Source organism: Psychrobacillus sp. NEAU-3TGS, assembly GCF_029955155.1.
Taxonomy (GTDB): Bacteria; Bacillota; Bacilli; order Bacillales_A; family Planococcaceae; genus Psychrobacillus.
On record NZ_JAPNOZ010000010.1, the window covers coordinates 404,028 to 416,640 of the forward strand.

General features: G+C 38.9%; 13 protein-coding genes. All 13 read right to left on the reverse strand.

Annotated elements, in window-relative coordinates; genetic code table 11:
* Positions 1–8 precede the first annotated feature (8 nt).
* The gene (locus tag OR571_RS10545) at positions 9–1,430 is read right to left on the reverse strand and encodes an SLC13 family permease (protein ID WP_282242751.1); all 1,422 of its coding nucleotides are present in this window, start codon (positions 1,428–1,430) and stop codon (positions 9–11) included.
* Positions 1,431–1,450: 20 nt separating this feature from the next.
* Positions 1,451–2,143 (reverse strand): class I SAM-dependent methyltransferase, encoded by a 693-nt coding sequence (locus OR571_RS10550; RefSeq protein WP_282242752.1) that lies wholly within the window; start codon positions 2,141–2,143, stop codon positions 1,451–1,453.
* Positions 2,144–2,154: 11 nt separating this feature from the next.
* A complete protein-coding gene (locus OR571_RS10555; protein WP_282242753.1) occupies positions 2,155–3,321 on the reverse strand; it encodes a mandelate racemase/muconate lactonizing enzyme family protein in 1,167 nt (388 codons plus the stop codon).
* A 53-nt stretch (positions 3,322–3,374) separates the two neighbouring features.
* The gene (locus OR571_RS10560) at positions 3,375–4,247 is read right to left on the reverse strand and encodes an HpcH/HpaI aldolase/citrate lyase family protein (RefSeq protein ID WP_282242754.1); all 873 of its coding nucleotides are present in this window, start codon (positions 4,245–4,247) and stop codon (positions 3,375–3,377) included.
* 39 nt (positions 4,248–4,286) lie between these two features.
* Positions 4,287–5,378, reverse strand: coding sequence for a tartrate dehydrogenase (locus OR571_RS10565; RefSeq protein ID WP_282242755.1), 1,092 nt, complete (start codon positions 5,376–5,378; stop codon positions 4,287–4,289).
* A gap of 33 nt (positions 5,379–5,411) precedes the next feature.
* The gene (locus OR571_RS10570) at positions 5,412–6,077 is read right to left on the reverse strand and encodes a GntR family transcriptional regulator (protein WP_282242756.1); all 666 of its coding nucleotides are present in this window, start codon (positions 6,075–6,077) and stop codon (positions 5,412–5,414) included.
* A 10-nt stretch (positions 6,078–6,087) separates the two neighbouring features.
* Positions 6,088–6,996 carry an NAD(P)-dependent oxidoreductase gene (locus tag OR571_RS10575; protein ID WP_282242757.1) on the reverse strand — a complete coding sequence of 303 codons (909 nt, stop codon included), beginning with the start codon at positions 6,994–6,996 and terminating at the stop codon, positions 6,088–6,090.
* Between the two features lie 19 nt (positions 6,997–7,015).
* The gene (locus tag OR571_RS10580; RefSeq protein ID WP_282242758.1) at positions 7,016–7,564 is read right to left on the reverse strand and encodes a Fe-S-containing hydro-lyase; all 549 of its coding nucleotides are present in this window, start codon (positions 7,562–7,564) and stop codon (positions 7,016–7,018) included.
* A gap of 12 nt (positions 7,565–7,576) precedes the next feature.
* Positions 7,577–8,422 carry a fumarate hydratase gene (locus OR571_RS10585; RefSeq protein ID WP_282242759.1) on the reverse strand — a complete coding sequence of 282 codons (846 nt, stop codon included), beginning with the start codon at positions 8,420–8,422 and terminating at the stop codon, positions 7,577–7,579.
* Between the two features lie 188 nt (positions 8,423–8,610).
* The gene (locus OR571_RS10590; protein ID WP_282242760.1) at positions 8,611–9,132 is read right to left on the reverse strand and encodes a PaaI family thioesterase; all 522 of its coding nucleotides are present in this window, start codon (positions 9,130–9,132) and stop codon (positions 8,611–8,613) included.
* A gap of 32 nt (positions 9,133–9,164) precedes the next feature.
* Positions 9,165–10,505, reverse strand: a complete 1,341-nt coding sequence (locus tag OR571_RS10595) for an MmgE/PrpD family protein (protein WP_282242761.1) — start codon at positions 10,503–10,505, stop codon at positions 9,165–9,167.
* A 344-nt stretch (positions 10,506–10,849) separates the two neighbouring features.
* On the reverse strand, positions 10,850–11,236 hold the full coding sequence (gene pcaC / locus OR571_RS10600; RefSeq protein ID WP_282242762.1) for a 4-carboxymuconolactone decarboxylase: 387 nt from the start codon (positions 11,234–11,236) through the stop codon (positions 10,850–10,852).
* Between the two features lie 20 nt (positions 11,237–11,256).
* Positions 11,257–12,600 carry an MmgE/PrpD family protein gene (locus OR571_RS10605; protein WP_282242763.1) on the reverse strand — a complete coding sequence of 448 codons (1,344 nt, stop codon included), beginning with the start codon at positions 12,598–12,600 and terminating at the stop codon, positions 11,257–11,259.
* Between the last annotated feature and the right edge of the window lie 13 nt (positions 12,601–12,613).

Consider the following 12,613-nt stretch of genomic DNA (forward strand, 5'->3'; position numbering starts at 1 on the left):
CTTACTTACTAGATTAATCCAATCCATCTCCACCACGTAGCTGCAACAACTACTGTTGCAATTATCGTGATGATTGTTGCATATAAGCCCGGCTTTAAAAAGTCTCTCTGCTCAATCATTCCAGTACTATGGACAAGCAGATTGGACATAGATTCCACGACAAACATAAATCCAAAAACACATGTTAGCCCTGTTGCAAAACCAATAGCTAATGGATCTACCCCTGCATTCTGCGCAACACTTATAATGATAGGAACCAGTACAACTACTGCCGTGGAAACGTTCGAAATCATTTTATGAAAGAGCTGAGCCATCAAAATAACGATGAATACAGCTAATAATGGATTTTGAATAAGCTCCATAAACGAAGGTACACTTAAATAATCACTGATTGTATCCGCCGCACCAGAATCGACAAATGTATACCCCATCGACAAAGTCACACTTAATAATAAAATCGTATTGTAATTGATTTTAATAACCGATTCCCAATCAGCAATTCCGATTTTCGGCAATGTCATCAGTACAACTCCTATTAACGCTGGGATGCTTGGATGCATTCCATGAACTGGCTCTGTTAACCAAAGCACAACGATAAAAAATAGAATGATCATACAAATGATTTCTTGTCTGTTCACTGGACCTAGTTCTTCTAATTTAATTTGCATCTGCTCTTCAATCTTTGGAAAGTATTGTTGCTCTTTCGGCAATGGGAATACTTTCAACAAGAGAATCCATATAGCAGGTATTAATATAAACCATAATGGAAAAGTATAAAAAAACCATTGAAAATACGTTATGCTAACCCCAGCAAAGCGATTAAGAATTTCCACTGTTAATATATTTCCAATTGCCGCAGTCATTACTGCTGATCCACTTATGACCCCACCGAACGCAACGCCTAGCATAATCATTTTCCTAAAGTTACTTCCTGGTTTTGCCCCTACCGTCGAGATAATCATTGTGGAAACCGGTACTACTAAAGCGGTACGGACAGCAGTGGATGGTATAAAGAAAGATTGAATTTGTTGGATAATAATAACACTGCCTAACAACCCTTTTGCACTGCTTCCCCACTTTTTCAAAATCATGTACGTCATACGCTTGATCAAAGAAGTATCATTTACAGCGGTTGCAAGCATCATCCCAGCGACAATCAAATAAGTAGCCGGTGAAGCAAATCCACTGAAAATAACGGACGAATCTGCAATATTAAAAACAAGCATAAGCAATAAAATGATCAATCCAGTAAGTCCTATAGGAATAGGCTCCAACGACCATAAAATAATTCCAAACGTGATAATACTTGTCATCAGTTTGGCAGAGGTTGAAAATGTATCAGGTAACAAAAAAAACATGATTAGGAATCCGGCAATAGCCAAAGAAATATATGCATAGATTTTAAGATCTTCATTTTTAACTATTTTCATGCCACCATATCATTCCTTTTTTATAAAGCATGACAGATCCAACCGCCAAAATGATTCGTTTTAAAAAAGTTTGCAATTCTGTGAAAACCCGCTTCTACTAACAATTCCCTCAGTTTTTCCTCAGAAATAGAAAACTCCGTTAATGTACCCTTCATTAATTCTTCCACTTTTTCAACTGGCAGTTTGGTCGTATCGAGCCAATAATTTTTCCAAAGAGTGACAAGTTCTTTAAACTCTGGGCTAGCTGGGTCACCAAACTTACTGACAAGCACAAACGGAGCACCTGTTTTGAGATGAGATCTCACCTTCTTTAACAGTGCCAGCTTATCCTCTACATTAGGTATAAAGTGAAGAACGAGAATGCAAGTTGCTGCATCAAATGCTTGGTCAATTGGAACATCTTCTATTGTCCCATTGATCAGTTCTACCCGATTATCCATTTCCATTTGCTCGGCTTTCTTTTTAGCAACTTCTAGCATATCCTTTGATGGATCAACTGCCGTAAAGTTCCATCCAGTATTTGTAGGGCCGAATGCTTTTAGTTCATTTCCTCCTCCACCACCAAGTATAAGAAGGGAAGCATTTTCTTCTAGGTTAGCGCGTAGAAATGTCTGCGAAAGCCGGAGCATCGGATCGTAGGTTGGAAGTGTCCGTCTTACTCCCTTGTCATACTCAGTTGCAATGTCACTATCGAACTCCATTTTCTTAGCCATAATTGAACCTCCTACTTCCCAATACTTAATAGTAGATTGTATAAATCAGACTTTTCTTCAAAGCCGATACCTGGAGCATCTGGTAGCCTGACATAACCGTTTTCCACGGTGAAATTATCTGCAAACCCTCCAAATGGCTCAAATACACCTGGATAGGATTCATTCCCGTGAAGCGCTAATCCGGCTGCAATATTTAAAGACATTTGATGCCCTCCGTGAGGGATACAGCGTCTAGAAGACCAACCATGCTCTTTCAGCATATCGAGAATTCGTAAATACTCCACTAACCCATAGCTAAGGGCACAGTCAAATTGAAGGAAGTCTTTTTCTGGATTCATCCCGGCATACCGGATTAAATTCGTTGCATCTTGTAGAGAGAATATGTTTTCCCCTGTTGCAATTGCATGTGGATAACGCTTAGAAAGCTCCGCTTGCAAATGAAAATCCAGTGGATCACCAGCTTCTTCATACCAAATAAGTTCATAGTCTTTGATCTTTTCTCCAAATTCGATTGCGTATTCCAAGTCAAAGCGGCCATTTGCATCTACCATCAACCCGCTTCCTTGCGGTAAAATATCTAGTACAGCTTCTATACGTTTTAAATCCTCCTTTAAAGAAGCGCCGCCAACTTTCATTTTCACATCTTTATAGCCTAATGCTAAATAACCTTTCATCTCGTCTTGTAGTTCCTTCAATCCTTTATCAGGGAAATAGTAACCACCCGCTGCGTAAATGTATACTTGCTCATCCACTTCCCCATTACCATACTTTTGCGCGAGTAGTTGGTACAAAGGTTTTCCTTCTATTTTGGCTACCGCATCCCAAATAGCCATATCGATCACACCAACAGCAACCGTGCGTTCCCCGTGACCACCCGGTTTTTCATTGGCCATAATAATGGCATGTATTTTATGTGGATCGAAATTAGTTCCATCATCGGTGACTATATCTTTTGCATCTGCTTCTAGTAATCTAGGAATAAATCGTTCATTCAGTAATGCTGTAGGAGCATACCTTCCGTTTGAGTTAAATCCATAACCGACAACCGGCTTTCCATCTTTGATAACGTCTGTTGTTATCGCTATGGCAGATGCGGTCATTTTACTAAAATCAATATAAGCATTTCTTATTGGACTACTAATTGGTACTGTCTTTACATCTACTTTCGTTATTTTCAACATATTCACTCCTATTGTTTTTCAAAATTCAGACTCATATATGCGTAAAAGAATTAAGATATGGGAGACTCTTCTTCCTGCTTAAAATAAAATAGTAGACGCTTTGCTTTTTTGTAGACAGGATAATCTACCATTTGGTTATTTACTGATATAGATGCCACTCCATTTTCTTCTGCCTCTTCAAATGCTTTCACAATGGCCTTTGCATTCGAAATCTCTTGTTCTGACGGTGAAAAGAGTTGGTTGGTTATTTGTATTTGCTTCGGATGAATGATTAACTTTGCTTTGAAACCAAGCTGTCTAGCATTTTTCGCTTCATTTTCAAAACCTGCTACATCATTGAAATTCGCAAAGACAGTATCGATAGGTGCCCCAATACCGGCTGCTCTGGAAGCTATGACAATTTGAGAACGGGCAAATAAAAGCTCCATTCCACTTGCTGAGAGCTCGCAACCAATGTCTAACGAAAAATCGATCGAACCAAAAGCCATTTTGGCAATCATCTCATCCGCAGCTGCAATAGCGTACGCAAATTGGACTCCTTTTGCTGTTTCGATTAAAGGAATTACTTGAAAAGTAGAAGAGGATTCTGTGGTAGCTTCTCGGACTTTCTGACAAACAAGTCTTATATTCTGCTCGCTTTCCGATTTAGGAACGACTACTCCTGCTGCACCATTTGCTACCGCACAAATCAAATCTTCTTCCCAAAAAGAAGTTTCACAATCGTTAATTCTTACAAAGATCTCTTTTTCCTTGCTAAACCTTATTAAGGATTCTTTTACTGCTACTCTTGCTTTTTCTTTTTCAGCTAATGCGATTGCATCCTCTAAATCGAGGATGATACAGTCTGCATCAGATGCAATCGCTTTTTTAATCATGTCCTTGTTAGCCCCAGGTACAAATAAATAGGATCTTGCTAGACTCATTATTGTTCCCCTCATTTACTCGATTGGTTATTGGATACATTAATTCGTTACACTATTAAGTACGCCACTTTTAGCTTTTTCTTCTATATTAGCGATAATGGCATCCGTTACTTCTGTTATAGTAGATTTACCACCAATATCAGGAGTTTTAATACCTGCATGCAATGTATCTTCAATTGCCTCTAACACGAGTGCTCCCAGCTCTTCTTCTCCTAAATGATCCAACATCATTTTCGCCGTCCAAATTTGACCAATTGGATTGGCTATTCCTTTACCGTAAATATCTGGAGCAGAGCCGTGGACCGGTTCAAACATAGAAGGATATTTGCCATTTAGATTTATATTAGCAGCAGGTGCAATTCCGATACTGCCCATAATTGCCCCACCTATATCACTTAAAATATCTCCAAAAAGATTACTAGCTACTACTACATCCATAGTCTGTGGTTTGGTGATGAAAAACGCAGATAATGCATCGATATGGATGTTTTGCAGCTGAACGTCCGAGTATTTTTGAGCTATTTCTGACAACACCTCATCCCAAAATGGCATGGAATGGATAATTCCATTCGATTTTGTAGCACTAGTTAAGTGTCCACTTCTTTTTCGAGCTAGCTCAAATGCATATTCCATCACGCGAGAAACACCTTTTTTCGTAAAAACAGCATTTTGCACAACGATCTCATCGATGCCATTATGGACTCTACCACCACTACTACTGTATTCACCCTCACTATTCTCCCTAACTATTATCATGTCAAAGTCCTGTGGATTGGACAAAGGAGATACCATTCCTTTTAATAGTTTTGCAGGTCGTACATTTATCACCTGTTCAAATTCTCTACGAATTTTTAATAATAATCCTCCTAATGAAATATGATCTTTTACGAGAGCCGGGTCTCCGATCGCTCCTAAAAAGATTGCATCGCTTTGACTTAGTAAATCTAAAGCATTATCTGGCATCATTTTTCCGTGCTCCACATAATACTGAGAGCTCCATGGATACTCGGTATAATTGAATTTTAATCCTCCGTGAATATTTACCACTGTATCTAATACACGTAACGCTTCTGGTACAACCTCTTTTCCAATCCCATCTCCAGGAATGACGGATAACTCAATTTTTTTCATCGTAAAACTCCTCCCTCTTTTTGTTTGATTACTTCAGTTTTTATTGATCATTTTTATTAAATTTTCTTTTGTCCGATTAATATGCTTTTCCATCACTTCTCTTAATCTAACTGCATCTTTTTCTTTAATATATTTCACCATCAGTCGGTGCTCCTCGTGGGAATCCGAAAGATGTTTTGCAAGTAAACTTGGTGTATACTGCGGAACACCCTGCCACAATGTATGGATAAATCCTTTGATTCTTCTTCCTGGAGAAGCCTCTATAATAATTTGATGAAATTCTTTATTTAGCTGCATATATAATTCCATTTCACTTTCTGTATGCTTTAAGTTCAGCATTTTTTCGTATAGGTATTCTAATTCCTTTATATCTTCTTCCTCTAAAAATGGAAGAGATTGAACTGCCACTTCCCCTTCTAGCATCTGTCTAAGGCGATAAATTTCTTCGATGTCTTCGATTGAGATAGGGGTAACGATAGCACCTCGTCTTGGCTCAATACGAACTAACCCTTCCACTTCTAACTGTCTTAACGCTTCGCGAAGAGGCATTCTGCTGACCCCAAGTTTTTGGGCCCATTCTTCTTGCATAAGCCGGTCACCCATCTTGAATTCACCTTTTAGTATTAAATCTCTTAGTTTGGTTGTTACTTTGGATTGTAAAGTGGCTCTATCTTGTTCTGTTAATTTGAAATTTTCCATAGTACACTCCCTATCTAGTTGCAGATATACTCTTTTCTCTTATTTCCACATCGAACATTTCTTCAATTAGTTTGACAATGGCTGTATGATCTTCATTTCCTTTTCCGTTTGCCCACGCTTGTTTCCATAATTGAAAAGAGGCACTTGATATAAACAGAGGTACTTTTTCTTCTTCAGCCATGCTCATAGCAATTCTTAAATCTTTTACCATTAAATCAAGTGTAAACCCTACCTCGAAATTTCTTGTTAACACTTGGGTCGGGAATTTAAAATCACTGGAAAAGCTTCGCCCTGTACTCGAATTAATAACATCCAACATTTTCGCTGGGTCCAATCCTAGTTTTACTCCAAGAGCTATCGCTTCTCCAGTTGCTGCTAAAGTCGTTGCCGAAATCATATTGTTTAATGCTTTAATCGTATGACCCGCCCCAATTTCTCCTACATGAATAATATTCTGTCCAATATGGCTTAAGAGCGGTTTAACTTCTTCAAAATGGGCCGCTTCTCCTCCAACCATTATGGACAATGTTCCATCTTCCGCTTTCTTCACCCCTCCACTTACAGGAGCATCGATCATTCGCAATCCTTCCGCTGATAACATGGCATGTAATTCCTTCGTGACAGAAGGGATGGAGGTGGTCATATCTATTAATAGACTGTTCGGTCGCAGGCCTTTCATCAAGCCTTCTTGTCCCGTCAAAATTTCCTTAACGATGAATACATTGGGTAGAACCGTGATCACATATGGAAACTTCGATGCTAAATCTGCTGGACTATCTGCTTCTGTTGCACCTAAACCGACTAAAACTTGGACAAAATCTTTATTTACATCGAAAACACCGACTTCCACCCCTTGCTTTAATAGCCTTGTTGCTATTCTGCCTCCCATATTACCTAAACCAATAATCCCTACTCTCATAGTTTCAATCCCTTCTATTTTATGATTTATATTTTGCTACACCCTCTTGGTAAACATCTCCCCCGTGTGCATCATTAAGGACAAACACAGGAAAATTCACAATCGTTAACTTCCTAATTGCTTCTGTCCCTAAATCTTCATATGCAATTACTTCGGAGGATTTAATCGAACGAGCAATTAATGCTGCGGCTCCACCGACTGCACCAAAATAGACCGCCTTATGCTTAATCATTGCTTGCTTCACTTCTTCACTCCGATATCCCTTCCCAATCATTCCCTTTAAACCAGCTTCGAGTAGTCTTGGTGTATACAAATCCATTCTTCCGCTAGTCGTTGGTCCGGCTGAACCGATAACCATTCCAGGCTTTGCTGGAGTCGGACCTACATAATAAATAACTTGATTGGACAGATCGATAGGAAAAGGAATTCCTTCTTTTTCTTGTTCAATCATTCGCTTGTGCGCCGCATCTCTAGCTGTATAAACTACACCAGATAACAGGACACGGTCACCTGCTTTTAAGGCAATAAGATCAGCCTCTTGTAATGGTAGATTTATCTTTTTTTGCACTGTTTGATCTCCTTAAGTTAAAGTAATGGTTTGATGTCGGCTGGCGTGACAGTTCAGATTAACTGCAACTGGCAATGCGGCGATATGACAGGATTCAACCTCCACTTTCACATCAAGTGCTGTTGTACTTCCTCCCATCCCTTGGGGACCGATACCTAATCGATTGATCTCCGACATCAATTCTTCTTCTAGTTCGGCGACAACAGGGTCTTCATGTCGAACCCCTAAAGGTCGAAACAATGATTTTTTCGCCAAGTAAGCACAGCGCTCAAAGTTACCCCCGATCCCAACGCCTACTACTAGAGGAGGGCATGCATTGGGTCCAGCTTCTTTTACGATTGAAAGAATATACTTTTTCACTCCTTCTATCCCATCTGAAGGTTTTAACATTTTCAGATCACTCATATTTTCTGCACCTCCACCTTTTGCAGTCATATGGATCGTTATACTGTCTCCCTCCACTAAGTCGATATGAACGATGGCTGGTGTATTATCCCCTGTATTTTTGCGATTCAATGGATTATAAATAATAGAATTTCGTAGATAACCTTCTCCGTATCCCTTTTTGACTCCTTCATTGATCGCATCGACCAAGCTTCCTCCCACAATATGACAGTCTTGACCTACTTCCACGATAAAGACAGCTGTTCCGGTATCTTGACACATAGGAACTTGTTCGGCTTTGGCAATATCCGCATTTTCGATTAACTGAGAAATTACTTCTTTTCCTATTTCTGATTGTTCGGTTTGTAGCGCTAGTTTAAAAGCAGAATAAACATCTTCCCCCAAATTGTAATTCGATTTCTTGCATATCTCTGCAACTTGTTCCACGATATTTTCATAATGGATTTTTTTCATCTACCATCCTACTTTCTCCTTTTTTCTAACGCACAAAATCAATTACGCCTCGGCGTAATTGCGTCCAGATTTTGAATCGAGCAAGCTCGATTAACTCCTTTCAAAATCTGTGACATCCGCCGGAGGCTTTATCTTCGTTCAGCATGCTTTTGAACACCCGCTGAACAGTAAACAAAATCCCCTTCATCTCACGACCTATTGATGTGAGAAGCTTTCGCTGATTGAAGATAAAAGGTGCCAAGTGCCTTTGCGATTAGATTTCCTGCATCATCTTTAACATCACATTCAGAGACTACTGTTGTCTTTCCTTGATAAAGGATAGAGGGAATTGCGATCAAACGAGCTCCTTGCCCTTTTTTGATAAAATTCACCTTTAATTCTAATGTGAAAACCTTTTCTCCTTCTTCTAACGTTTTTAAAATTTGAAAGCCAATGGCAACGTCAGCTAATGTGTAAATGGAACCTCCCTGTGCAACTCCATATGTATTCTCATTTTGAATTCCTAAATTCATTTCAGTTGTTCCATCTTCCTTTTGCTCAATGCCTAGAAATCTTCCTAAAAAATGCATAGGAGTTTTTGTTTCTTGCTGTTCAGTAGAGGAAGCTTGATAAAGAGACAGCAAATAGGAAATCTGATTTAGTTCATCATCATTTAAATTTTTTAGTTGGTTTTGTATCAAATGGATTTGTTCGATTTTATTAGATTCCATCCTATTTCTCCCTCTTTATCTAGCATCTTTTATTAGAATTGAGCCATTAAAGTTTCCGTATTCTCTATTAACTCTAGTGCTAGAATATCTCGTATAATCTGTTCTTTTTTTGTAGCAGAAATGTCGTTCGTCATATTTGTAAACTTCTCGACCAATTCTTCTGAAGTTACTGCGTTTTCTGGGTCGCCTTTTGGAAAATCGGATTGTTTATGAATCGTTTCTCCGTTTGCTAAAGTCACTTCCACTGTAGCACCCCATTGTTCCGGATAATTTGCATTAATATCTGGATCAATACATACCTTGATCTTTTTCAATAATTGTCGGATTTGATCGTCCCATAAATTTGATTCATTAAAATCAACCAATCCTGCACTACCTGTTAAAATAGCTAATGCCGAACAAAACTGCAGACTAAATTTAGCTGCATACTCCGTAGTCGGGTCATCATTATCGGTTATATCAATCGCTGCTTTATAGGATTGAACCGTTATAGACTCTAATTCTTCTAAGCTAGGTTTGCGTTCCTTAAAGACCTCGATCAATAAATCAATTGCATGATGTGTATGGCGACAGGATGCATGAATCTTAAAGGAATTCTCTAGAATTTTGAATTCTTTACCTAAGCCTTCTGTTATTTTGGAGGCATCATATTGCTCACTCATCGCCTTGAAGAAACCACGGTCGCCTTCTAAGATTTTCGTTGGGCCAGTAAAACCTTTTTGTGCTAAAAGTGCGGCTAGAAGTCCATTCATCGCTGCTTTTCCAGAATGTAATTGCTTGGTCATTGCCCCATCAACTATAAATTCCCATAACCCAGCCGCTTGTGTACCTGCATTTCCTAACGCGAAAACCATTTCTTCTTCCGTTAAGTTCAGTAATTTGGCAGCTGCAATAGCAGCACCAAATGTTCCACATGTCGCAGTGTTATGCCAATAATAGTAGTGAGACGGGGAAACTGCTTCACCAATTCTAAAGCAAACTTCATAACCAATAACGACTGCAGTTATTAAGTCTTTACCAGACAGTTTCTTCCATTGTGCTACCGCAAGAGCAGCCGGAATAACAACGGTAGCTGCATGGATAATAGACCCTTTGTGAATATCATCTAGCTCTACTATATGACTTGCAGCTCCATTCAAAAGTGCTGCGTTGACAGCTGATGATTTCCCTCCAGTAAAAAGAGTCGCTTGTTCCGAACCACCCATCTCTTCCACTAGTTCGCTGATCATCTTAATCGGCACTTTATTAGAACCAGCGATAGCTGAACCAAAATAATCTAAAATACAAAGCTTAGTAAACTCTACAACCTCGGGTGACAGTTCTTCATAGGTTAATGCTTGACTGTATTTAGCTAACTCTCTACTCAAATCCATGTATCAAGTCTCCTTTACGGAATATAAGAAAAGCATAAGGTACATCTTGAGGGTCCGCTCTATTGTGTTTCGATGCTTTCCCTCAAGATTTCCTGACATGTTTAATGCAATTTACAATGGGTTTCAATCAAAAAATATGGAATTAAAAGATACATTGCTAGATTCACAAGGTAAAATTTACAAATCGCAAGATGCATAGCTGGAATCGCAAGGTATGCTCTACTAATCGCAAGATGTATCACTAGAATCGCAAGGTCCCTTTTACCATGATCTATGTTTGTTCTACTCTCACTGAGTAGCGTGAAGTCTTGTATTTTGTATCCAAAAGAAAACTTCAAATTTTTTTAGTTTTCTTCTTTATCCATTTCATCAAAAACTTCTTTTGCTGTTCTGAAACTATCAATCGCTGCCGGAACTCCGCAGTAAATCGCTGTCTGTAAAAATACTTCTTGAATTTCTTCTTTTGTTAGACCATTATTGATAGCCCCTCGTACATGAAGCTTTAATTCATGCGGTCTATTTAATGCAGTGATCATAGCAAGATTTAACATACTTCTAGTTTTCTTTGGTAGGCCAGGTCTTGCCCAGATTTCTCCCCAGCAGTACTCTGTTACCAATTCTTGCATCGGCATATTAAACGCTGTTGCATTTTGAATTGAACTGTCTACGTACTCGGCTCCGAGTACACTTCTTCGGATTTCTAAGCCTATATCAAATTTTTCTTTGTTCATGAACCATTCTCCTCACCTTATTATTTGGATAACACTTCGCTCTTTTTATTGGAATGAATCAACTCATCAATGGAAGGGTACTCATCTAAATGTAATAGAATCTCCGCCATCTGAGCTGTGCTAGATTTCCCTAGGATGTCTTCTACGAGACTATTAAATTTTGTTAAGAGTTCCTCTTCTAACATAGGGTTTTGAATACTTCCCTTTGCATGCTCTACTTTATGTGTTAGTTCAGATCCATCTTTTAAGATGGCCTTCACTTCAACCTCTTCTTCTTTTATCGCTTCATCGACTGTTATGCTTATTTTCTTTTGCATTGCGATGATTTTTTCATCTTTTACTTTCTCATCTGTATATTGCTTCTCACTTGCATCACCATCTAAAAAGGCAATAGCTGCTGTGAAATATACACTGAACTTTCCTTCTAAACCTGTCTGTGGAGTTTCTTTTCCAGTCAGTTCAAGTACATAAGGATTAACTTTTAGCTCGATAGATTTCAGGTCTTCCAGTGACACGTTCTTATGCAAGTAAATACATGCATCAATCGAAGGATGTAGAACAATGCCGCAAGCGTATGGTTTAAAACTATTTTTCAATAGCTCCCAGTCCTTGCCCCAATTGACATTTACTTTTTCTAAATCATGCTCAGGAGCTAGTACATTTGCAAAGCCTCGTTTTGCTTCTAAAATTTTTTCAGAGCTTGTAAAACCTTTTTTAGCTAGCAATGCAGCAAGCAATCCATTTTGTGCAGCCTTTCCTGGATGGAATGGTTTTGTCATAGTACCGAAGACTTCTCTTAAACCTGAGGCTTGCGTCCCTGCAATACCTAATGCCCAAAGCATTTGTTCCTGATCCAGCTTTAGTAGAATTCCCGCTGCAATCGCTGCGCCAAAAACACCAGTTGAACTTGTAATATGCCAGCCTAGCTGATAATGGCTTGGATAAACAGCATTTGCAATTCTTAGTTCTGCTTCGCACCCTAGAATAAAAGCGTGTAATATCTCTTTTCCACTTAAACCCAAATGCTCTCCTAAAGCTAAAACTACTGGAGCAATTGGACCACTTGGATGGTGGATCGTATCTAAGTGGGTGTCGTCGTAGTCGAAAATATGAGATGAGGTTCCATTTATTAATGCAGCCATTAATAAATCAACCTTTTCTTCCCTACCGAAAATGGAAACTTGTTCTGCAGTTTTTAACTCGTTGGTTAACTCTAGTAATATATCAATAGAGGGATGGGCAGAAGCCCCAGCTGCTACACCCATCCAATTTAACAAGCTTCTTTTCCCATGAAGTATTACTTCTTGTGGAATTTGATCATAGGAAGTGGACAAACAATGATTAACTAATGTTTTCGTTACCATCTTATTCCGCCTT

Coding starts and splice junctions, on each gene's coding strand:
- OR571_RS10605 (WP_282242763.1), bottom strand. CDS start 12,600: ATGGTAACGAAAACATTAGTTAATCATTGTTTGTCCACTTCCTATGAT.
- OR571_RS10560 (WP_282242754.1), bottom strand. CDS start 4,247: ATGAGTCTAGCAAGATCCTATTTATTTGTACCTGGGGCTAACAAGGAC.
- OR571_RS10590 (WP_282242760.1), bottom strand. CDS start 9,132: ATGGAATCTAATAAAATCGAACAAATCCATTTGATACAAAACCAACTA.
- OR571_RS10595 (WP_282242761.1), bottom strand. CDS start 10,505: ATGGATTTGAGTAGAGAGTTAGCTAAATACAGTCAAGCATTAACCTAT.
- OR571_RS10585 (WP_282242759.1), bottom strand. CDS start 8,422: ATGAAAAAAATCCATTATGAAAATATCGTGGAACAAGTTGCAGAGATA.
- OR571_RS10575 (WP_282242757.1), bottom strand. CDS start 6,996: ATGAGAGTAGGGATTATTGGTTTAGGTAATATGGGAGGCAGAATAGCA.
- pcaC (WP_282242762.1), bottom strand. CDS start 11,236: ATGAACAAAGAAAAATTTGATATAGGCTTAGAAATCCGAAGAAGTGTA.
- OR571_RS10565 (WP_282242755.1), bottom strand. CDS start 5,378: ATGAAAAAAATTGAGTTATCCGTCATTCCTGGAGATGGGATTGGAAAA.
- OR571_RS10570 (WP_282242756.1), bottom strand. CDS start 6,077: ATGGAAAATTTCAAATTAACAGAACAAGATAGAGCCACTTTACAATCC.
- OR571_RS10545 (WP_282242751.1), bottom strand. CDS start 1,430: ATGAAAATAGTTAAAAATGAAGATCTTAAAATCTATGCATATATTTCT.
- OR571_RS10550 (WP_282242752.1), bottom strand. CDS start 2,143: ATGGCTAAGAAAATGGAGTTCGATAGTGACATTGCAACTGAGTATGAC.